Here is a 22,803-nt window from a genome sequence, read left to right on the forward strand (position 1 = left end):
CCGTCACCCATCGCACTTGGGGGGGAGCACGCGCTGCTTCTTGACGTTATTAATCATGCCTGCCCTCTTCAGCTTGGTCAGATCGCCTTCCGTGATGCCGTCCGACGGGTACGAGGCCCGGACGTGGCCGTGATAGATCTCCTTGACGATGTTGCCGTCCTTGTCCAGGAGCTTCTCGTGCCGGTCCAGGACCACGATCTCGTTGTTCACATGGTCCACGCCGAGTCGCCGGAACTTGTCCGGGTTGTTCGGATCGCCCAAGGGGATGGACCGATCCAACGCGGCCTGGCCGTCGCTGGGCGCACGACTGACCTCGCCCTTGGCCGAGGACCCGCTGCGCGAACCGTGCTTGCTGTATGACGAGTCGTCGTAAACGCGGGCAGACTCGTCGCCCTCCAGACCGAGCGGGTCGCTCCAGCGCAGGGGGTTGTCGACGTACGCGTGGTGGTTCGGTGAGGGGGCCAGGCCGAGTGGGTCGGGCGAGAGGTAGCTCGCGGTGTCCGGGTCGTAGTAGCGGGACAGGTTGTAGTGGAGGCCGGTTTCCGGGTCGCGGTACTGGCCCGGGAAGGCGAGCGGGCACAGGCCGCCGCTCTCGCCGGTGAGCGGCCTTCCCCACAGGCTGGTGGCCGCCCGCCAGGCGATCGCGCCGTCCTGCCCGACGAGTTCACTGGGCGTCCCGACCAGGTCGGTGACGATCGCGTAGAACTGCCTGCTGACCTCGTCCGGGTCGGCGATGCGCCACCGGCTGCGGACCTGGGCCGCAGCGCGGTGGGTGCCCGGCTCCCAGTCCCAGGTGTCGGCCTCCACCACGTCCCCACGGACCGTCCGCTGCTCCGCGAGGTTGGTGCCGTCCCAGCTGAAGAGGACCTCGTCGGCGACCGAACCGTCCTCTTCCACACGGAACTTGGCGGTACGCCGGCCGAGCGCGTCGTAGCGGTACCGCCAGACACCGCTGCTGGGCGTCGCCGCCTCGGTGAGCCGGTCGTCGGCGTCCCAGGTGTACGTCCAGATCCGGCGCAGCCCGGACAGCGTCCGCCGGATCACCCGGGCCACGCGCCCCTGGGCGTCGTGCTCGTACGCGGTGCGGCCCGCCGACTCGACCATCGTCCCGGAGTGCCGCGTGGGGCCCTGGGCGTCCTCTCCGCCGGGGGCCGGGTGGGCGGCGGCGGTGAGGTTGCCGAGTTCGTCGTAGGCGTAGGACTCGGTCCAGGTCTCGGCCGACACCCGAGTGACGCGGCCGGCGCGGTCGAGGTCGAACCCGCGGCTGCCGCCGAGGCGGTCGGTGATCCCGGTCAGGTGGCCGTCCGCCCGGTAGGCGTAGGAGCGGGACTGCCGCACGGTCGCGGCGCCGGTTCCGCCGTCGTCGACGGACCCGGACCGGATGATCTGTTCGACGAGACGGTGGCCCGAGTCCCAGGACTGCGACAGGGTGGCGGCGCCGCCCAGGCCGCGGGCGGTCTCCCGGCCTGCCGCGTCGTGCGTGAAGGTCAGCTCGCCGCCGGCGGTGACGAGCGAGGTGGGCAGGCCCGCGGAGTCGTACGACCAGTGGGAGGCGGCGCCCGACGGCGTGACCCGCCGTACCCGTCGGCCCAGCAGGTCGTACGAACTGGTGACGGTCCGGCCGTCGACGGTCTCGGCGACGATCCTGCCCACCGCGTCGTAGCCGTAGGTGACCCTGCTGACGGGGTTAACGGCCTCGACGAGGCGTCCCGCGGCGTCGTAGCGCAGGGAGGTGACCTGGCCCTCGTCGGAACGTGACGTCACGACACGGCCCGCGGTGTCCCGGGTCATCCGCACCCTCTGGCCGCTGCCGTTCGCCCGCTCGACCTGGCGGCCGGCCGCGTCGCAGACGTAGGTGAGCGTGCGGCGGTCGAAGTCCGTCTCGCCGATCAGGCAGCCCCCCGCGTCGTAGCGGTAACTCCACTCGTCGCCGCGCGGACCGGTCACGGCGGTGAGCCGCATCTCGGTGTCGTGGGTGAAGCGGTAGCGGGTGCCGTCCGGGTCGGTCCTGGCCGTGGGCCGGTCGAACGCCCCGTACTCGAAAACGGTGGTGGACCCGCCCGCCTCACAGTGCTCGGTGAGGTTGCCCTCCGCGTCGTACGCCCAGGTCTCCCGGCCGCCGTCGGCTCGCTCCCGCCACAGCAGCAGGCCCTCGGAGTTCCAGCCCTGGCGGACGGTCCCGCCGACCGGGTCGTCGACGCGCACGACGCGGCCACTCGCGTCCCTGTCCACGGTGACGGCGCTGCCGCGCGGATCGACGACACGCACCGGAAGCCCGGCCCCGTCGGTGTCGAACCGGAAGGTGTTGCCCAGCGCGTCGGTCTCCGCGATCCGGTGCCCGCGTCGGTCGTAGGTGTACGAACTCACTGCGCCCAGCGGGTCGGTGGTGGTGACCAGGTTGCCCCGGTCGTCGTACGCGCGCTCCCAGCGAGCCCCGTCGGCCTGCGTGACGGCGACCGGCAGGAGGGCGTCGTCGTAGGCCACCTGGACGCTGGTGCCGTCCGGCCGGTCCAGGCGCACCGGCTGGCCGTGCTCGTCGAGGGTGAAGCGGGTGGTGTTCCCCAGCTCGTCGGTACGGGACAGCAGCCGCCCGTACGCGTCGTGCTCGGTGACCACGGCGAAGCCCAACGGGTCGACGACGCGGGTCAGGTGGAGCTGCTCGTCGTAGTGGTACTCGGTGCGGTGGCCGAGGCTGTCGGTCATCGTGGTCACGCGCCACGCGTCGTCGTACGCGAACCGCGCGGACATCGCGCCGTCCTGCCCGATGCCGCGCGCCACCCGGTCGGTGGCGCCCTCGTACTCGTAGCGGTACCAACGGCCGTTCCGATCGGTCCACGAGGTGATGCGGCCGAGTTCGTCGTACGTGAGCCGGTAGGGACGGTCGGCGGAGTCCGCTATGCCGGTGAGGTGCCGGTGAGGGCCCTCGTACGTGTAAGTGCGCAGGACCGTGCCGGGGCGGGGGTGGCCGGTCGTGCCGTCGGAGGAGCCACCATCCGCGGAGTCGCTGTCCGACGGCTCGCCGTCCGCGGGCTCCACGAGGCGCAGGGCCGTTATCCGACCGTCCTCGGTGTCGACGGTGAGGTGGTAGCCGCCGGAGTGGCGGACCGCGACGGGCGTGCCTTCGGGGGTCCGCTGGAAGTCGAGACGGTTGCCGTTGCCGTCGATGACGGCGCGCAGTGGCAGCACGACGGCCGACGCGGGGCCTCCGCCGTTGGAATCCGGGACCAGGGCGGGGCCGTAGAGCCGGGTCAGCCCGGTGAGCGGGTCGCTGACCGTGACGGTGCCGTCAGGGGTTCCGTCCCAGGTCATCGACCGCCGCGGACCGCGGCTCGGCAGCACCGGCCTGCCGGGCTCCGGAACGGGATAGACCTGGAGCATGCCGTCCGCGTTGGCGCAGACGGCACCGTCGGCGTCGAGTTCGAGGCGCTCGTCGAAGGTCGACATCCACGCCGGGCCGAACCAGCACCCGGAGCGGAAGCCCGACAGGTGGTGACGCTCGATCACCAGGGGCAGCAGGCCCGGCAGGCGGACGTCCGTGTGGGACATCAGCATCTCGCCGGTGACCATGTCGACGGGGTCGCCGCCCTTACAGCGGCCGTCCATCGCCTTGCCGGCCTTGGCCTCGTCCCCCGCCCCCGAGCGCAGCCCCCTGAAGAGGTCCTTCATGTGCTGCGCGCCGGTCTTGCCGAGCCCGCGCGCGGCCAGGCCCATCCCCTTCAGCCCGCCCCTGAGCCCCTTGAGGGCGGCCGCCCCACCCTTCAGCCCCTTGGCAAGCCCCCCGAGAGTGGTCAGTCCCTTCATCCCGGGTATGCAGTCCAGCGCCGCGAACGCCACATCCCACAGCGACGCCTGCCCCTTGGAGTACTTGTTCAGGGTGTCCGCGAGGACGACGAGGGCCGCGATGAGGACGATCGCCCCCAGGATCGGCCCACCGATGACCAGCGCGATGATCCCCACCACCGCCACGACGACCTTGCAGACCGTGACGATGGTGTCCCAGTTGTCGGAGAACCAGTCCCCGACCTCCTCCCACCACTTCCGGTTCCGGATCCCCGCGTCCGACGCCTCGTCGATCTTCCGCTTCGCCTCACCCGCCGCGTCCTCCCGCATCTTGCGGGCGTCCGCAGCCATCTTCATCGCCGCGTCCAGCGCGTCCTGCGCGGAGCTGACGTCCGACCGGGCGGACGTCTGGGCCGACTTCGCATGCTGGGCGTCACGGGTGGCGGCACGGACCTTCGCCTCGTCCGGCTTCTCCGCGCTCTTGCTCCCCGTCGGATCGTCCTTGTACTTGTCCGCCTCCTTACCGGCCGTCGTCACCCACGAATCAGCCGACGCCAGACGCGACTTCGCGGAGCTGAGGTCACTCTGCGCGGCACGCCCATCAGCCAGCGCCCGATCGGCCAGAGCCTGCGCACGCTCCAGCTTCGGCCAGTACGCCGCCAGCGCACCCCCCGCCATGTCGTACGACGTCTTCAGCTTCTTCAGCTGCTTCGGCACACCCGAGAACTGATCCTGGAACGCCTTCGCCGACTTCCCCGCCCACTGCAGGACCGCTTCCTCGTCCGCCATCCCCTTGATCAGACGCAGCGCGTCCCCGACGTCATCGGCGAAATCCTGCAAGTTCTTGGCCAGCGACCGCACCCGGTCCGGATCACCCGGAGTCGGATCCCTGTCCAGGTCCAGGACATGCCAGTCCTTCGGCCGCACCCCCGCCATACCGCAACCCCCGTCACGTTCACCTCAGTAACTGTCGTACGCATCAGCGAAATTACCGGAGAAGAACGCCCAGTCCCAGATCGGCCACGAGACCATCACACGAGGCGGGCGAGTAGGCCGACCGGTGCCCCGCCACTCCCGCCTGGAGCACCCCCGCGCGACACCCACGCCGGGCCGACCGATGGTGGACCCATGGCAGAAGACACCACCACCCTGACCGGCCAGGCCCCTCCCCCCGTGCGGGACTGGCCCCCGCGCGAGCTGCACGCCACCGAGTTCGACCCCGTGCTCACCGAGCTGATGCGCGAGGGACCCCTGACCCGGATCCGGCTCCCGCACGGGGAGGGCTGGGCGTGGCTGGCGACCCGCCATGAGGACGTGCGGGCGATCACGAACGACCCGCGTTTCAGCCGTGCCGAGGTCGTCGACCGCCAAGTCACCCGGCTGGCACCGCACTTCAAGCCGAAGCCGGGGTCACTGGCGTTCGCCGACCAGCCCGACCACAACCGGCTGCGCAAGGCGGTGGCGGCGGCGTACACCGTGAAAGCCGTGCAGCGGCTGCGCCCCCGCGCGCAGGAGACCCTGGACGCCCTGGTCGACGGGGTGGTGGCGGAGGGTTCCCCCGCCGACCTCGTCGAGCGCGTCCTCGAACCGTTCCCCATCGCCGTCGTCTGCGAGGTCATGGGTGTGCCCGAGGCCGACCGGGAGCAGGTGCACGCCTGGACCCGGCAGATCATCTCCACCGCGGGCGGCGCCGAGGCCGCGGAACGCGCCAAGGAGGGGATGTACGGCTACATCGCGCGGGCGATCCGCGAGCGAAGCCGCAGCGAGAGCGAGGACGTCCTCTCCCTGCTCGGCGCCGCCGTCGGCCGCGGTGACATCAGCGAGGAGGAGGCCATCGGCGTCGCCGGCCCGCTCCAGATCGGCGGCGAGGCCGTCACCCACCACTGCGGCCAGATGCTCTACCTGCTGCTGACCGACCCCGAACTCCTCGACCGGGTGCGCAGCCACCCCGAGTCGCGCCCCGCCGCCATCGACGAACTCCTGCGCTACATCCCGCACCGCACCTCGGTCGGTCTGGCCCGTATCGCGCTGGAGGACATCGACATCCAGGGCGTACGCATCACCGCGGGCGATCCCGTCTACGTCTCCTACCTCGCCGCCAACCGCGACCCGGACGTCTTCCCGGACCCCGACCGCATCGACATCGACCGGGACACCAGCGCGCACCTGGCCTACGGTCACGGCCCGCACTACTGCACCGGCGCCGTCCTCGCCCGTATGCAGACCGAGCTCCTGATCGACGCCCTGCTCGACCGGCTGCCGGGGCTGCGGCTCGCCGTGCCCGCCGACGAGGTGCCCTGGCGGCAGCGCACGATGATCCGCGGACCGGTGGCCCTGCCGGTCGCCTGGTGACGACCGGAGCATGGCAAAAGGGCCCGTACGACCGAAGTCGTACGGGCCCTTTCAGGAGCTCTTGAAGGAGCTACCAGGTCAGGCGATCGACAATTACTTGTTGATCGAGATGACCTGGCCGGCGCCCACGGTCCGGCCACCCTCACGGATGGCGAACTTCAGGCCCTCTTCCATGGCGACGGGCTGGATGAGGTCGACCGTCATCTCAGTGTTGTCGCCGGGCATGACCATCTCCGTGCCCTCGGGGAGGGTCACAACACCGGTCACGTCAGTCGTACGGAAGTAGAACTGGGGACGGTAGTTGTTGAAGAACGGCGTGTGACGGCCACCCTCGTCCTTGGACAGGATGTACGCCTGGGCCTCGAACGAGGTGTGCGGCGTGACCGAGCCGGGCTTGATGATGACCTGGCCGCGCTCGACGTCCTCGCGCTTGATGCCACGGAGGAGCAGACCGACGTTCTCGCCCGCCTGGCCCTCGTCGAGCAGCTTGCGGAACATCTCGATGCCGGTGACCGTGGTGGTGGTCTTCTCGGTCTTGATGCCGACGATGTCGACGGTCTCGTTGACCTTGAGGACACCACGCTCGATACGGCCGGTGACGACCGTACCGCGACCGGTGATCGTGAAGACGTCCTCGATGGGCATGAGGAACGGCTTGTCGACGTCACGCTCGGGCTGCGGGATGTTCTCGTCGACGGCCTTCATCAGGTCGAGGACGGTCTGGCCCCACTCCTTGTCGCCCTCAAGGGCCTTGAGCGCCGAGACCTTGACGACCGGAAGGTCGTCGCCCGGGAACTCGTACTCGGAGAGCAGCTCACGAACCTCGAGCTCGACGAGCTCCAGGATCTCCTCGTCGTCCACCATGTCGGCCTTGTTCAGCGCGACAACGATGTACGGAACGCCGACCTGGCGGGCCAGGAGCACGTGCTCCTTGGTCTGCGGCATCGGGCCGTCGGTGGCCGCGACCACGAGGATGGCGCCGTCCATCTGCGCCGCACCCGTGATCATGTTCTTGATGTAGTCCGCGTGACCGGGGCAGTCGACGTGGGCGTAGTGACGCGTCTCGGTCTGGTACTCGACGTGCGCGATCGAGATCGTGATACCGCGCTGACGCTCCTCAGGAGCCTTGTCGATCTGGTCGAAGGCCGAGGCCTCGTTCAGGTCCGGGTACGCGTCGTGCAGCACCTTGGTAATGGCGGCCGTGAGGGTCGTCTTACCGTGGTCGATGTGACCGATGGTGCCGATGTTGACGTGCGGCTTAGTCCGCTCGAACTTTGCCTTCGCCACTGGGTCCTCCTGCGGAGTGGTTCTGGTACGCCTTACTCATCGGCGCCAGGTGATCTTTGCTGGGATGCCGCCCGCCGGGGTTTTCCCTCCCGGGTCTGCCCCGGCGGTCGGGTCAAGCCTAAAGCGTGCAAACGGGGTGCGTTACTCGCCCTTGGCCTTCGCGATGATCTCCTCGGCGACGTTCCGGGGAACCTCGGCGTAGGAGTCGAACTGCATCGAGTAGCTTGCGCGACCCGAGGTCTTGCTGCGGAGGTCGCCGACGTAGCCGAACATCTCCGAGAGGGGCACGAGGCCCTTCACGACGCGAGCACCGGCACGCTCCTCCATGGCCTGGATCTGACCACGGCGGGAGTTGATGTCGCCGATGACCTCGCCCATGTAGTCCTCGGGCGTGGTGACCTCGACGGCCATCATCGGCTCAAGGAGCACGGGGGACGCCTTACGCGCGGCCTCCTTGAAGGCCTGCGATCCAGCGATCTTGAACGCGAGCTCGGAGGAGTCGACCTCGTGGTAGGCACCGTCGAGCAGCGTGATGCGGACACCCGTCATCTCGTACCCGGCGAGGATGCCGAACTGCATGGCCTCCTGCGCACCGGCGTCCACCGAGGGGATGTACTCCCTCGGGATACGGCCACCGGTGACCTTGTTCACGAACTCGTACGCCGGGCCGTCGGACTCGGTGATGGGCTCGATCGCGATCTGCACCTTGGCGAACTGACCGGTACCACCGGTCTGCTTCTTGTGGGTGTAGTCCACGCGCTCGACGGCCTTACGGATCGTCTCACGGTAGGCGACCTGCGGCTTACCGACGTTGGCCTCGACGCGGAACTCGCGCTTCATACGGTCGACCAGCACCTCGAGGTGCAGCTCGCCCATACCACCGAGGATGGTCTGGCCGGTCTCCTCGTCCGAGTGAACGTGGAAGGAGGGGTCCTCCTCCGCGAGACGCTGGATGGCGACACCCAGCTTCTCCTGGTCACCCTTGGACTTGGGCTCGATGGCGACCTGGATGACCGGCGCCGGGAAGTCCATGGACTCCAGGATGACCGGCTGCTTGTCGTCGCACAGCGTCTCACCGGTGGTGGTCTGCTTCAGGCCCATGACGGCGACGATGTCGCCGGCGCCCACCGCGTCGATCTCCTCACGCTTGTTCGCGTGCATGCGGTAGATCTTGCCGATGCGCTCCTTCTTGCCCTTGACGGAGTTCAGCACCGCGGTGCCAGTCTCCAGGCGGCCCGAGTAGACCCGGACGAAGGTGAGCTTGCCCAGGTGCGGGTCGCTCATGATCTTGAACGCGAGGGCGGACAGCGGCTCGTCCACGGACGGCTTGCGCTTGACGACGACCTCGGGGTCCTTGACGTCGTGGCCCTCGATGGCCTCGACGTCGAGCGGGGTCGGCAGGTAGCGCACGACCGCGTCGAGCAGGGGCTGGACGCCCTTGTTCTTGAACGCGGTGCCACAGAACACCGGGGTGACCGTGACGTCCTTGGACTTGCCGGACGCGATGGTGACACGACGGATCGCGGCGTACAGCTGCTCCTCGGTGGGCTCCTGGCCCTCCAGGAACAGCTCCATGATCTCGTCGTCGTTCTCCGCGACGGCCTCGACGAGCTTGCCGCGGTACTCCTCGGCAGCCTCGGCGTGCGTGGCCGGGATGTCGACGACGTCGTACATCTCGCCCTTGGCCGCCTCGGCGGACCACACGAGCGCCTTCATGCGGACCAGGTCCACAACGCCCTTGAAGTCCATCTCGGCACCGATCGGAAGCTGCATGATCAGCGGAACCGCGCCGAGGCGGTCCTTGATCATGTCGACGCAGCGGTGGAACTCCGCGCCGGTCCGGTCGAGCTTGTTGACGAAGCAGATACGCGGTACGCCGTAACGGTCGGCCTGACGCCACACCGTCTCGGACTGCGGCTCGACACCGGCCACACCGTCGAACACCGTGACGGCACCGTCGAGGACGCGCAGCGAGCGCTCCACCTCGACCGTGAAGTCGACGTGGCCCGGGGTGTCGATGATGTTGATCGTGTAGTCGTTGTCCTCGAGCGGCCAGTGACAAGTGGTGGCGGCAGAAGTGATCGTGATGCCACGCTCCTGCTCCTGCTCCATCCAGTCCATCGTGGCAGCGCCGTCGTGGACTTCACCGATCTTGTAGGAGACACCGGTGTAGAACAGGATCCGCTCGGTCGTCGTCGTCTTGCCCGCGTCGATGTGAGCCATGATCCCGATGTTGCGGACCCTGGCCAGGTCAAGTGAAGTGGTAGCCATAAGGCTTCGGTCTTCTCTCGGTCTCGATGGGGGTAGCGACTACCAGCGGTAGTGCGCGAAGGCCTTGTTGGACTCGGCCATCTTGTGGGTGTCCTCGCGCTTCTTCACAGCGGCACCGAGGCCGTTGGACGCGTCGAGAAGCTCGTTGAGCAGACGCTCGGTCATCGTCTTCTCGCGACGGGCGCGGGAGTAACCGACGAGCCAGCGCAGCGCGAGCGTGTTGGCGCGACCGGGCTTGACCTCGATCGGAACCTGGTACGTCGCACCGCCGACTCGGCGGGACTTGACCTCAAGGGTCGGCTTGATGTTCTCCAGAGCGCGCTTGAGCGTGATGACCGGGTCGTTGCCGGTCTTCTCGCGCAGGCCCTCCATGGCGCCGTAGACGATGCGCTCGGCGGTGGAGCGCTTGCCGTTCAGCAGCACCTTGTTGATCAGGGAGGTCACCAGAGGGGAACCGTAGACCGGGTCGATGATGACCGGGCGCTTCGGGGCGGGGCCCTTACGAGGCATTTTCTACTTCTCCTTCTTGGCGCCGTAGCGGCTGCGGGCCTGCTTGCGGTTCTTCACACCCTGGGTGTCAAGGGAACCGCGGATGATCTTGTAGCGAACACCGGGCAGGTCCTTCACACGGCCACCACGCACGAGCACGATGGAGTGCTCCTGCAAGTTGTGTCCCTCACCCGGAATGTAAGCAGTGACCTCGATCCCGCTGGTCAGACGCACACGCGCGACCTTACGCAGGGCCGAGTTCGGCTTCTTCGGGGTGGTCGTGAACACACGCGTGCAGACGCCGCGACGCTGGGGCGAACCCTCGAGTGCGGGCGTCTTGTTCTTCTCGACCTTGTCCTGCCGGCCCTTCCGGACCAGCTGCTGGATCGTAGGCACTACTTCTCCGGTTTCTGTGTGCCGAATGGTGAAGCTAACCTGGAACATCGCCGACCCACGCGGTCGGGTGTGTCGAAGCCTGCAGACTTCCGCCCAAAGGCGAAAATGGCGCAGATTCACGGTGGCCGCTTACGGCTTCCCGCGCGGTTCGAAGGCACGCACGAGAGCCAGGGCACACCCCAGGCACAAGGTATGAGCGTACCTACCTCATTCGCTGTGGTCAAAACAAATGCCCCGGGGCCGACACACCGGGGGTTCCGGCCGGGCCCGGACACGGATGTGCGAGTCTGTCGCGATCTCACGTACAGACAGTTCACAACCACCGGGGCCGTGCGTCACGCTCTGGGTCAGGTGGCCGGACGGGGGGACCGTCATGAGCACGATTTCCGGCAACACGGCGACGGACGGCGACGTGACCAGCGATTTGGGCAAGCCGGGCCGGGCACGAACGTGGTGGCCGCGGCACCGGTGGCGGCCCCGAATACCCGTCGGCCGCCCCACCCTGCCGGCCGGCGCACGGCAGTACGCCGCCCCGCTGGCCCTCTACGGAGTCGCCAAACTCACAGGGCTCGGCGTCTTCGCCTGGCTGCTGGAAAGCGCCGGTGAATACCAGAAGAAGAATCCGCGCTTCGGCGGCGGCGCCCACTGGTGGGACGTGCTCGCCAGCTGGGACGGCTGGTGGTATCTCCAGGTGGCCGAGAAGGGGTACGACCCCCGCCCCCTCGAACGGCTCGCCCCCGGCGGCATGTTCACCGTCAAGCAGAACTCCGTCGCCTACTTCCCCCTCTACCCGGCGCTGATCCGGTCGGTGTCCGAGATCACGGGCCTCGGCCTGTTCGGAGCCGGGATGCTCGTATCAATCCTGGCCTCGTTCGTCGCCGCGGCCGGCGTCTACGCCGTGATCTCGCTGCTCGCCGGTGCCCGTGCCGGCACGATCGCCGCCGGACTGTGGGCCGTCGCGCCCGGCGCCGGCGCCGAGTGGGCGATCTACTCCGAGTCCCTGTTCGTGGCCATCGCCTCCTGGTGCTGCTACTGCGTGATGAAGCGCCAGTGGGTGGCCGCCGGACTGCTCGCCTTCGCCGCCGGCCTCAACAGGCCGACCTCCGCCGCGCTCATCGGCGCCGTGGGACTGGCCGCGCTGGTGACACTCGCCCGCCGCGAGAGCAGACGGGAACACGGAATCGCGGGCCCCGCGTACGCCATGTTCGCCGCACCGCTCGGCCTGCTCACCTACATCACCTGGGTCGGCGTCAGCATGGGCGACCTCACCGCCTACTTCACCCTCCAGAAGGAGGGCTGGGCGCACTACTTCGACTTCGGCCACTACACCTACGACGTCCTGCGCAACACCGCGATCGGCAAGCACGACTACATGTTCGCCTTCACCGTCCCCGACCTGATCGGCGTACAGCTCGTCCTGGCCCTGCCGTTCCTCATCGCGCTGATGCTGCGCAAGCGCCCGCCGCTGGTACTGGTCGCCTACACGCTGGCCGGGCTCGTCTCCGTGCTCGGCACCCAGCAGATGTTCGGCAACACCGCGCGCTACCTGCTCCCCTGCTTCCCACTGCTCCTCGCCCCGGCCGCCGCGATGAGCCGCCTGAAACTGCCGAGCCTGATCGTGTTCTTCACGACGGCGGCGGTGGCCTCCGGGTGGTACGCGCACTATGTGATGTTCGAACTGGGGATTCCCTAGCCCGACCGAGCCGAGCACCCCTGAGCGGCGCTGAAGGGCCCGTACAAGCCCTGCACCCGCCGATGACACGCCGAAGGGCGGCCACCCCGTACGAAACGGGGTGGCCGCCCTTCAGCAGACGTACGCCTTACTGGTTGTACGGACCGTAGTCGTAGTCCTCCAGCGGAACGGCCTGGCCGGAGCCCGTGCCGAACGGCGAGTAGTCGATGTCGTCGTAGCCGACGGCCGAGTACATCGCGGCCTTGGCTTCCTCGGTCGGCTCGACCCGGATGTTTCGGTAGCGGGACAGACCCGTACCGGCCGGGATGAGCTTACCGATGATGACGTTCTCCTTGAGGCCGATCAGGGAGTCGGACTTGGCGTTGATCGCCGCGTCCGTCAGAACCCTGGTCGTCTCCTGGAAGGACGCCGCCGACAGCCACGACTCGGTGGCGAGCGAGGCCTTGGTGATACCCATCAGCTGCGGACGACCGGAGGCGGGCTGACCGCTCTCCTGGACCACACGACGGTTCTCGGTCTCGAACTTCGAACGCTCGACCAGCTCGCCGGGCAGCAGCTCCGCGTCGCCCGACTCGATGATCGTCACACGGCGCAGCATCTGCCGGATGATGATCTCGATGTGCTTGTCGTGGATCGACACACCCTGCGAGTTGTAGACCTTCTGGACCTCGCCGACCAGGTGGACCTGGACCGCGCGCTGACCGAGGATCCGCAGCACGTCGTGCGGGTTGGTGGCACCGAAGGTGAGCTTCTGGCCCACCTCGACGTGGTCACCCTCGCGCACCATGACCTTGGCACGCTTCGAGATCGGGAACGCCGTCTCGTCGCTGCCGTCGTCCGGGGTGACGACGATCTTCTTGGTCTTCTCGGTCTCCTCGATACGGATGCGGCCGGCCGCCTCCGAGATCGGGGCGACACCCTTGGGCGTACGAGCCTCGAAGAGCTCGACGACACGGGGCAGACCCTGGGTGATGTCGTCACCGGCCACACCACCGGTGTGGAAGGTACGCATCGTCAGCTGCGTGCCGGGCTCACCGATGGACTGGGCGGCGATGATGCCGACCGCCTCACCGATGTCGACCAGCTTGCCGGTGGCCAGCGAACGGCCGTAGCACATGGCGCAGGTGCCGACGGCGGACTCGCAGGTCAGGACCGAGCGGGTCTTGACCTCCTCGATGCCGTGCTTGACGAGCTCGTCGATGAGGACGTCGCCCAGGTCGGTGTTGGCCGGGGCCAGCACCACTCCGTCGACGACGATGTCCTCGGCCAGCGCACGTGCGTACACGCTGGTCTCGACGTTGTCCGCCTTGCGCAGCACGCCGTCCGCGCCACGCTCCGCGATGTGCAGCTTGAGGCCGCGGTCGGTGCCGCAGTCCTCCTCGCGGATGATGACGTCCTGCGAGACGTCCACCAGACGACGGGTGAGGTAACCCGAGTCGGCGGTACGCAGGGCGGTGTCGGCGAGACCCTTACGAGCACCGTGGGTCGAGATGAAGTACTCGAGCACCGACAGGCCTTCACGGAAGGAGGCCTTGATGGGGCGCGGGATCGTCTCGTTCTTGGCGTTCGACACCAGACCGCGCATACCGGCGATCTGACGCATCTGCATCATGTTTCCTCGGGCACCCGAGTCGACCATCATGAAGATGGGGTTCGTCTTCGGGAAGTTCGCGTTCATCGCCTCGGCAACCTCGTTGGTCGCCTTGGTCCAGATCGCGATGAGCTCCTGAGTGCGCTCGTCCTTGGTGATCAGACCGCGCTCGTACTGCTTCTGGACCTTCTCGTCCTGCGCCTCGAAGCCCTTGACGATCTCCTTCTTCGCCTCGGGAACGACGATGTCGGAGATGGCCACGGTGACGCCGGAGCGGGTCGCCCAGAAGAAGCCGGCCGCCTTCAGGTTGTCGAGCGTCGCCGCCACGATGACCTTGGGGTAGCGCTCGGCCAGGTCGTTGACGATCTCGGAGAGCTGCTTCTTGCCCACCGAGTAGTCGACGAACGGGTAGTCCTCGGGCAGCAGCTCGTTGAAGAGCGCGCGGCCCAGCGTCGTACGGAGACGGAAGACGTCTCCCTGCTGCCACTCCGACTCGCCCTCCTCGCGGACCGGCGGCACCCAGCCACGCGGCGGGATGGTGCCCACCGGGAAGCGGATGTCGATGGCCGACTGGAGCGCGAGCTCGCCGGCGTCGAACGCCATGATCGCCTCGGCCGTGGAGCCGAAGGACCGGCCCTCGCCCTTGACGTCACGCAGCTCGCCGTCCGTGGTCAGGAAGAACAGACCGAGGACCATGTCCTGGGTCGGCATCGTGACCGGGCGGCCGTCGGCCGGCTTCAGGATGTTGTTCGAGGACAGCATCAGGATGCGGGCCTCGGCCTGCGCCTCCGCGGAGAGCGGCAGGTGCACGGCCATCTGGTCACCGTCGAAGTCCGCGTTGAACGCGGTGCAGACGAGCGGGTGGATCTGGATGGCCTTGCCCTCGACCAGCTGCGGCTCGAAGGCCTGGATGCCGAGGCGGTGCAGCGTCGGCGCACGGTTCAGCAGAACCGGGTGCTCGGCGATGACCTCTTCCAGGACGTCGTACACGACCGTGCGGCCGCGCTCGACCATGCGCTTGGCGCTCTTGATGTTCTGCGCGTGGTTCAGGTCCACCAGGCGCTTCATCACGAACGGCTTGAAGAGCTCCAGCGCCATGGCCTTCGGCAGACCGCACTGGTGCAGCTTCAGCTGCGGACCGACGACGATCACGGAACGCGCGGAGTAGTCCACACGCTTGCCGAGCAGGTTCTGACGGAAACGACCCTGCTTGCCCTTGAGCATGTCGCTCAGGGACTTCAGCGGGCGGTTGCCGGGACCGGTGACCGGACGGCCACGACGACCGTTGTCGAACAGCGCGTCGACGGCCTCCTGAAGCATGCGCTTCTCGTTGTTCACGATGATCTCGGGGGCGCCGAGGTCGAGAAGTCGCTTCAGACGGTTGTTGCGGTTGATCACGCGGCGGTACAGGTCGTTCAGGTCGGAGGTCGCGAAGCGGCCACCGTCCAGCTGCACCATCGGACGCAGGTCCGGCGGGATGACCGGCACGCAGTCGAGCACCATGCCCTTGGGGCTGTTGCTGGTCTGCAGGAACGCGGAGACGACCTTGAGGCGCTTGAGCGCACGGGTCTTCTTCTGGCCCTTGCCGGTGCGGATGATCTCGCGAAGCCGCTCGGCCTCTTCGTTCAGGTCGAAGGACTCCAGACGCTTCTGCAGCGCCGCGGCACCCATCGAACCGTCGAAGTACGTGCCGAAGCGGTCACGCAGCTCGCGGTAGAGGAGCTCGTCGCCCTCCAGGTCCTGGACCTTGAGGTTCTTGAACCGGGTCCACACCTCGTCGAGACGGTCGATCTCGCGCTGCGCACGGTCACGCAGCTGCTTCATCTCACGCTCGGCACCTTCGCGCACCTTGCGGCGTACGTCGGCCTTGGCGCCCTCGGCCTCCAGCTCGGCCAGGTCGCCCTCGAGCTTCTTGGCGCGGGACTCCAGGTCGGCGTCGCGACGGTTCTCGACCTGCTGACGCTCGACGGAGACGTGCGCCTCCAGCGAGGGCAGGTCACGCGTACGGCGCTCGTCGTCGACGTACGTGATCATGTACGCCGCGAAGTAGATGACCTTCTCCAGGTCCTTCGGAGCGAGGTCGAGCAGGTAGCCAAGACGCGACGGAACGCCCTTGAAGTACCAGATGTGGGTGACGGGCGCGGCCAGTTCGATGTGGCCCATCCGCTCACGACGCACCTTGGCGCGAGTGACCTCGACGCCGCAGCGCTCGCAGATGATGCCCTTGAAGCGGACACGCTTGTACTTACCGCAGTAGCACTCCCAGTCCCGGGTCGGACCGAAGATCTTCTCGCAGAAGAGTCCGTCCTTTTCGGGCTTGAGGGTGCGGTAGTTGATGGTCTCGGGCTTCTTGACCTCGCCGTGGCTCCACTGACGGATGTCGTCAGCGGTGGCCAGACCGATCCGGAGCTCATCGAAGAAGTTGACGTCGAGCACTATGCGTCAATCCCTCTCAGGGTTGTAAGTCTTAAAGGTCTGATTCGGGGGTCCTGGGGCCGGAGACCTGTGAGTACAGGTCTCCGGACTCCCGTCAGACCTCTTCGACGCTGCTCGGCTCGCGCCGGGACAGGTCGATGCCGAGCTCCTCCGCCGCGCGGAAGACGTCCTCGTCGGTGTCGCGCATCTCGATGGACATGCCGTCCGAGGACAGCACCTCCACGTTGAGGCACAGGGACTGCATCTCCTTGATGAGCACCTTGAAGGACTCGGGGATGCCGGGCTCTGGGATGTTCTCGCCCTTGACGATGGCCTCGTAGACCTTCACGCGGCCGGTCACGTCGTCGGACTTGATGGTCAGCAGTTCCTGGAGGGCGTACGCGGCGCCATAAGCCTCAAGCGCCCACACCTCCATCTCACCGAAGCGCTGGCCACCGAACTGGGCCTTACCACCCAGCGGCTGCTGGGTGATCATCGAGTACGGACCGGTCGAACGCGCGTGCAGCTTGTCGTCGACCAGGTGGTGGAGCTTGAGGATGTACATGTAGCCGACCGAGACCGGCTCCGGGAACGGCTCGCCGGAGCGGCCGTCGAACATCCGCGCCTTACCGGTCGGCAGCACCATGCGGTCGCCGTCGCGGTTCGGGATGGTGTGCTGGAGCAGGCCCGCGAGCTCGTCCTCACGCGCACCGTCGAAGACGGGGGTGGCGACGTTGGTACCCGGAGCGACCTGGTCGGCGCCGATGGCCTGGAGGCGCTGCGCCCAGTCCTCGCCGAGCCCGGAGACGTCCCAGCCGCGGCTGGCGAGCCAGCCGAGGTGGATCTCCAGGACCTGTCCCGGGTTCATTCGGGACGGGACACCGAGGGGGTTGAGGATGATGTCGACCGGGGTGCCGTCCTCCAGGAACGGCATGTCCTCGATCGGCAGGATCTTCGAGATGACGCCCTTGTTGCCGTGCCGGCCGGCGAGCTTGTCACCGTCCGTGATCTTGCGCTTCTGCGCCACGTAGACACGAACCAGCTGGTTCACGCCCGGCGGCAGCTCGTCGCCCTCTTCACGGTCGAAGACGCGGACGCCGATGACCTTGCCGATCTCGCCGTGCGGCACCTTCAGCGAGGTGTCGCGCACCTCGCGCGCCTTCTCACCGAAGATCGCGCGGAGCAGGCGCTCCTCGGGGGTCAGCTCGGTCTCACCCTTGGGCGTGACCTTGCCGACGAGGATGTCACCGGCGACGACCTCGGCACCGATACGGATGATGCCGCGCTCGTCGAGGTCGGCGAGGACCTCCTCGGAGACGTTCGGGATGTCCCGGGTGATCTCCTCGGGGCCGAGCTTGGTGTCACGGGCGTCGACCTCGTGCTCCTCGATGTGGATCGAGGAGAGGACGTCGTCCTGCACGAGGCGCTGCGACAGGATGATCGCGTCCTCGTAGTTGTGACCCTCCCACGGCATGAACGCCACGAGCAGGTTCTTGCCGAGCGCCATCTCGCCGTTCTCGGTCGCCGGACCGTCGGCCAGCACCTGGCTGGCGACGACCCGGTCGCCCTCGTCGACGACGACCTTCTGGTTGACCGAGGTGCCCTGGTTGGAGCGGGAGAACTTCGCGAGGCGGTACGTGGTGTACGTGCCGTCGTCGTTGGCGGTGGTGATGTAGTCCGCGGAGACCTCCTGGACCACACCGTCCTTCTCCGACTTCAGGACGTCACCGGCGTCGACCGCGCAGCGGTACTCCATGCCGGTGCCGACCAGCGGCGCCTCGGACTTGATGAGCGGCACGGCCTGACGCATCATGTTCGCGCCCATCAGGGCACGGTTGGCGTCGTCGTGCTCGAGGAACGGGATCATGGCGGTCGCGACCGACACCATCTGGCGCGGCGAGACGTCCATGTAGTCGACGTCGTCACCGGGGACGTAGTCGACCTCTCCGCCACGACGGCGGACCAGCACGCGGGACTCCTCGAACCGAAGCTCTTCGGTGAGCGGCGCGTTGGCCTGCGCGATGACGAATCGGTCCTCTTCGTCAGCCGTGAGGTAGTCGACGTCGTCGGTGACGACACCACCGGTGACCTTGCGGTACGGGGTCTCGACGAAACCGAACGCGTTGATCCGGCCGTAGGAGGCGAGCGAGCCGATCAGGCCGATGTTCGGGCCTTCGGGGGTCTCGATCGGACACATGCGGCCGTAGTGCGACGGGTGTACGTCACGGACCTCGAAGCCGGCCCGCTCACGGGACAGACCACCGGGGCCCAGCGCGTTCAGACGGCGCTTGTGCGTGAGGCCCGACAGCGGGTTGTTCTGGTCCATGAACTGCGACAGCTGGCTGGTGCCGAAGAACTCCTTGATGGAGGCGACGACCGGCCGGATGTTGATCAGGGTCTGCGGCGTGATCGCCTCGACGTCCTGAGTCGTCATGCGCTCGCGGACGACGCGCTCCATACGAGCCAGACCCGTGCGGACCTGGTTCTGGATGAGCTCGCCGACGTTGCGCAGACGACGGTTGCCGAAGTGGTCGATGTCGTCGGTCTCGACGACGATCGAGGTGCCGTTGGGGCCGACGGTCTCGGTCTCACCGGCGTGCAGCTTCACCAGGTACTTGATCGTCTCGATGATGTCCTCGACGGTCAGGATCCCGGCGTCCAGCGGGGCTTCGCCGCCCAGCTTCTTGTTGACCTTGTAACGGCCGACGTTGGCCAGGTCGTAGCGCTTCGGGTTGAAGTAGAGGTTCTCGAGCAGCGTCTGCGCGGCCTCACGGGTCGGCGGCTCGCCCGGACGCAGCTTGCGGTAGATGTCGAGCAGCGCGTCGTCCTGGCCCTGGGTGTGGTCCTTCTCCAGGGTGGCGCGCATGGACTCGTACTCGCCGAACTCCTCGAGGATCTGCTCGGTCGTCCAGCCGAGAGCCTTCAGGAGAACGGTGACGGACTGCTTGCGCTTGCGGTCGATGCGGACACCGACCATGTCGCGCTTGTCGATCTCCATCTCCAGCCAGGCACCCCGGGACGGGATGACCTTGACCGAGAAGATGTCCTTGTCGGACGTCTTGTCGATGGAGGAGTCGAAGTAGACGCCCGGCGAACGGACCAGCTGCGTCACGACGACACGCTCGGTGCCGTTGATGACGAAGGTGCCCTTGTTGGTCATGAGCGGGAAGTCGCCCATGAAGACCGTCTGGGACTTGATCTCGCCGGTCTCGTTGTTGGTGAACTCGGCGGTGACGAAGAGCGGCGCGGAGTACGTGAAGTCACGGTCCTTGCACTCGTCGATCGAGTTCTTCGGGGGCTCGAAGCGGTGGTCGCGGAACGTCAGGGACATCGACCCGGAGAAGTCCTCGATCGGAGAGATCTCCTCGAAGATCTCCTCCAGACCGGACTTGGTGGGGACGTCCTGTCCACTGTCCAGAGCCGCCTCGACACGAGCCTTCCACGATGCGTTGCCGAGCAGCCAGTCGAAGCTCTCGGTCTGCAGCGCAAGAAGGTTCGGAACCTCGAGGGGCTCCTTGATCTTTGCAAAGGAAATGCGCAGCGGGGCGGTGCTGGCGCCGTTGTTCGTATTCGCGGTCGAGGCAGTGCGCGAGGCGGCCAAGAGGGGGTCCTTCCGAGGGCTCGGACTCACTACGCGCGTACCGGTCCCATGTCGGGCACAGCATTGAGGCGTTCCCGGATCGGCCAAAAGGCCAGGTCAGGGACGATCCAATCGTCAGTGCTCATACACGGGTATGCCCCTGGTGACGGGCAGGAGGCAGCTAACAGGCAGCGCAAAGGGTCAGTGTAGCCACTAGGCCCACTGATGTCCAGTCCCGGTTTTTTGAGACCCTCGTTGTTCTCAACACCTGCGGCAAGCCACGCCCTCAATGCACATCGATACTGCCCTCTTCGCCACCGATCCATGCCTCGGATCCGGATCGTTGTGACGACGCGTCCTGAGAATTGCGCGCTGCGTGCGGTTCGTCAAGGCCCCCCATGCCCAAACCGAGTGCAGCGATTGTCACGTACAGCCCGTCTTGCAGCCCGTCACTGGGGCGGCCGGAGGCACAACGAAGATCACCTTACTCGTCGCGAACTCCAGCGCAAGGCAGCCGCCGCCCGACCCCCGGAACGCCGAAGAGCGACCACCCAGTTGGGTGATCGCTCTTCGGTGCGTCAGCGTTACAGCGCTACTTCAGCGGCTGTGTCAGCACGCGGGAGAGTCCGGGCGGACTCGTCGGGTCACTTGACCTCGACGGAGGCGCCGGCGCCCTTGAGGGACTCGGCAGCCTTCTCGGCGGCCTCCTTGGCGACCTTCTCGAGGACCGGCTTCGGAGCGCCGTCGACGAGGTCCTTGGCCTCCTTCAGACCCAGCGAGGTCAGCTCACGCACGACCTTGATGACCTGGATCTTCTTCTCGCCGGCACCCGTGAGGATGACGTCGAACTCGTCCTGCTCCTCAGCGACCTCGGCAACGGCGCCCGGGCCGGCGGGGCCGGCAACGGCGACCGCGGCGGCGGCGGTGACGTCGAACTTCTCCTCGAACGCCTTCACGAACTCGGCAAGCTCGATGAGGGTGAGGTTCTCGAACTGCGCGAGCAGCTCTTCCTGGGACAGCTTCGCCATGATGGCGTCCTTCCACTAATTCGGCAGGTGCCGGTATGTACTGGTGAGGCGGGCGTACGTTCGGCCCGCTACGACCGTCGCCTCAGGCGGCGGTCAACGCGCGAGCCGAATTACTCGGCACCGCCCTGCTCGTCGGCCAGCTTGACGCGAAGCGCCTCCGCGGTGCGGACGAACTTCGACGGAAGCGCCTGGAAGAGCGAGGCAGCCTGCGACTGCTTGCCCTTCATGGCGCCCGCCAGCTTGGCGAGCAGAACCTCGCGGGACTCGAGGTCCGCAAGCTTCTTGATCTCGTCGGCGGACAGCGCCTTGCCGTCAAGGACACCGCCCTTGATGACGAGGTTCGGGTTGTCCTTGGCGAAGTCACGAAGACCCTTCGCCGACGTCACCGGGTCACCGGTGATGAAGGCGACCGCCGTCGGACCATTGAACAGGTCGTCGAGCGTGGAGATCCCGGCCTCGTTGGCCGCGATCTTGGTCAGCGTGTTCTTCACCACGGCGTACTGGGCGTCTTCACCGAGCGAACGACGCAGCGTCTTGAGCTGCGCCACGGTGAGACCCCGGTACTCGGTCAGCACAGCGGCGTTCGAGCTACGGAACTGGTCCGCGAGCTCGGCTACCGCGGCAGCCTTGTCGGGCCTTGCCATAAGCGTGGCCTCCTTCCGGGTGATGAGGACCGCTCAGAAGGGGCTGAGGAAAACGAAACGCCCCGGCGCAGGCGCACGGGGCGTAGCTCGACCAGAATTCCGGAGAACTCCAGGAGCATGTCCACAGTCACCTACGCGGGTCGTCCGCAGTTTCAGCGGATCCTTCGGTCACCCTGTCCTCTGACGAGCACAAGACAACGACCAGCGGTCTTTGGCTTCCTCGGAAGAGTACGTGAACGGTCGCGCGTCAGGCAAATCCGCCCATGAGCGGCTCTCGCGACACCCGCGGCGGCCTCTCGCGGACGCTCACGAGGTGGCCCCCTGCGACTTCATCAGCTCCTGGAAGTCCGCGGTGTCGCCGGCCGGGGGCTCCTGGGCCGGGACCCGCACGCCGTAGTCGCTGTAGTACGCCGTGGAGGACATCGAGCCGGTGGCCAGCTCGCCCTTCTCGACCTTCTTGACCAGCAGGTCGTCGCCGTTGACCCAGACGTCGACCGTCTCCGTGGTGACGCCGGCCTGTTCCAGCTGGGCCTTGAGGGCGTCGGTGTCCTTGAGGTCGGCCACGTCCACCGTGCCTGAGTAGTGCGTGGTCCGCTCCCCGCGCACCTCCTCCTCGCCGACCCTGTGGACGTCACGGGAGACCAGCAGGAGCTTGACAGGTGGGATCGGGGCGGTGTTCGCGAGCTGCTCCTTCAGATACGTCCCCGAGCCCCCGGGCAGGCTCGCCAGGTCGTCGTAGTCGTACCTGATCCAGTGCTTGCCGTGGATCCGGGCGGCGAACTCGTCACCGACCTTCGCGTAGTAGGCGTCGGGCAGCAGCCGGGCCTCCATCGGGGAGCTGTTCAACTTCCGCATGGTCTCGGCCAGTTGACCGCCGGTGTAGGTGAGCCTGAGCCTGCCCGTGGCCGCGCCGGCCCAGCCGAGGGCGCCGTCCGTCCTCATGGCGAGCAGGTCGCCCATCACCGAGGTGGAGGTGATCCTGGCGGAGCCGGCCCTGCCGGTGGCCTTCTCGGCGGCCCGCAGCGCCGCCACCGAGCGGGCGTCGGGGTGTCCGCTCCCTCCGGCGGGCTCCCCGGCGCGGCTGTCCGAGTCCGCCCAGAAACCACAGGCCGCGACCGTGGCCAGCGCGGCCAGCACCGCGGTCGGGACCATCCCTCGTCCCGCCAGTCTGTACATCGTCCGTGCCCCCCTTGTGCGCCCCGTGGGGTCCAAGCTAACTCCGGGGCACGACAACCGGCAGGGGTATCGCCGCGAACGGCGGCGGGCCCCGCACCTCG

Annotated in this window: 12 protein-coding genes; 2 read left to right on the plus strand and 10 right to left on the minus strand. The window is 67.5% G+C overall.

The annotated features are described in order from the left end of the window. Positions 1–3: 3 nt before the first annotated feature. The gene (locus tag ACIP79_RS40310; protein ID WP_401232405.1) at positions 4–4,716 is read right to left on the minus strand and encodes a DUF6531 domain-containing protein; all 4,713 of its coding nucleotides are present in this window, start codon (positions 4,714–4,716) and stop codon (positions 4–6) included. 192 nt (positions 4,717–4,908) lie between these two features. Between ACIP79_RS40310 and ACIP79_RS40315 the strand changes: the two genes are divergently transcribed. Beyond that, the gene (locus ACIP79_RS40315; RefSeq protein WP_401232408.1) at positions 4,909–6,132 is read left to right on the plus strand and encodes a cytochrome P450; all 1,224 of its coding nucleotides are present in this window, start codon (positions 4,909–4,911) and stop codon (positions 6,130–6,132) included. Between the two features lie 93 nt (positions 6,133–6,225). Here the strand turns inward: ACIP79_RS40315 and tuf are convergent, their stop codons facing one another. The 4 genes from tuf to rpsL form a co-directional block, all read right to left on the minus strand. After that, positions 6,226–7,419, minus strand: a complete 1,194-nt coding sequence (gene tuf / locus ACIP79_RS40320) for an elongation factor Tu (RefSeq protein ID WP_326721212.1) — start codon at positions 7,417–7,419, stop codon at positions 6,226–6,228. 141 nt (positions 7,420–7,560) lie between these two features. Continuing rightward, positions 7,561–9,690, minus strand: a complete 2,130-nt coding sequence (fusA, locus tag ACIP79_RS40325; protein WP_383678765.1) for an elongation factor G — start codon at positions 9,688–9,690, stop codon at positions 7,561–7,563. Positions 9,691–9,729: 39 nt separating this feature from the next. Beyond that, on the minus strand, positions 9,730–10,200 hold the full coding sequence (rpsG, locus tag ACIP79_RS40330) for a 30S ribosomal protein S7 (protein WP_003974303.1): 471 nt from the start codon (positions 10,198–10,200) through the stop codon (positions 9,730–9,732). Positions 10,201–10,203: 3 nt separating this feature from the next. Next, positions 10,204–10,575: a 30S ribosomal protein S12 gene (gene rpsL, locus ACIP79_RS40335; protein ID WP_003948652.1), complete on the minus strand. Its 372-nt coding sequence runs from the start codon at positions 10,573–10,575 to the stop codon at positions 10,204–10,206. A gap of 373 nt (positions 10,576–10,948) precedes the next feature. Here rpsL and ACIP79_RS40340 point away from each other — a divergent pair, with 373 nt between their 5' ends. Further along, positions 10,949–12,268 carry a hypothetical protein gene (locus ACIP79_RS40340; protein ID WP_401232412.1) on the plus strand — a complete coding sequence of 440 codons (1,320 nt, stop codon included), beginning with the start codon at positions 10,949–10,951 and terminating at the stop codon, positions 12,266–12,268. Positions 12,269–12,395: 127 nt separating this feature from the next. Here ACIP79_RS40340 and ACIP79_RS40345 read toward each other — a convergent pair whose 3' ends face one another. The 5 genes from ACIP79_RS40345 to ACIP79_RS40365 all read right to left on the minus strand — a co-directional run bounded on the left by ACIP79_RS40345 (position 12,396) and on the right by ACIP79_RS40365 (position 22,702). Then, positions 12,396–16,295, minus strand: coding sequence for a DNA-directed RNA polymerase subunit beta' (locus ACIP79_RS40345; RefSeq protein ID WP_401232415.1), 3,900 nt, complete (start codon positions 16,293–16,295; stop codon positions 12,396–12,398). Between the two features lie 94 nt (positions 16,296–16,389). After that, a complete protein-coding gene (gene rpoB / locus ACIP79_RS40350; RefSeq protein ID WP_383678771.1) occupies positions 16,390–19,875 on the minus strand; it encodes a DNA-directed RNA polymerase subunit beta in 3,486 nt (1,161 codons plus the stop codon). 623 nt (positions 19,876–20,498) lie between these two features. Next, on the minus strand, positions 20,499–20,882 hold the full coding sequence (rplL, locus tag ACIP79_RS40355; protein ID WP_383678773.1) for a 50S ribosomal protein L7/L12: 384 nt from the start codon (positions 20,880–20,882) through the stop codon (positions 20,499–20,501). 110 nt (positions 20,883–20,992) lie between these two features. Beyond that, complete coding sequence (gene rplJ / locus ACIP79_RS40360; protein ID WP_383678775.1) at positions 20,993–21,526, minus strand: 50S ribosomal protein L10; 534 nt, start codon at positions 21,524–21,526, stop codon at positions 20,993–20,995. A 306-nt stretch (positions 21,527–21,832) separates the two neighbouring features. Then, a complete protein-coding gene (locus tag ACIP79_RS40365; RefSeq protein ID WP_401232419.1) occupies positions 21,833–22,702 on the minus strand; it encodes a hypothetical protein in 870 nt (289 codons plus the stop codon). Positions 22,703–22,803 lie beyond the last annotated feature (101 nt).

Origin of the sequence: Streptomyces sp. NPDC088747 (genome assembly GCF_044751025.1) — a bacterium.
Classification (GTDB): domain Bacteria; phylum Actinomycetota; class Actinomycetes; order Streptomycetales; family Streptomycetaceae; genus Streptomyces.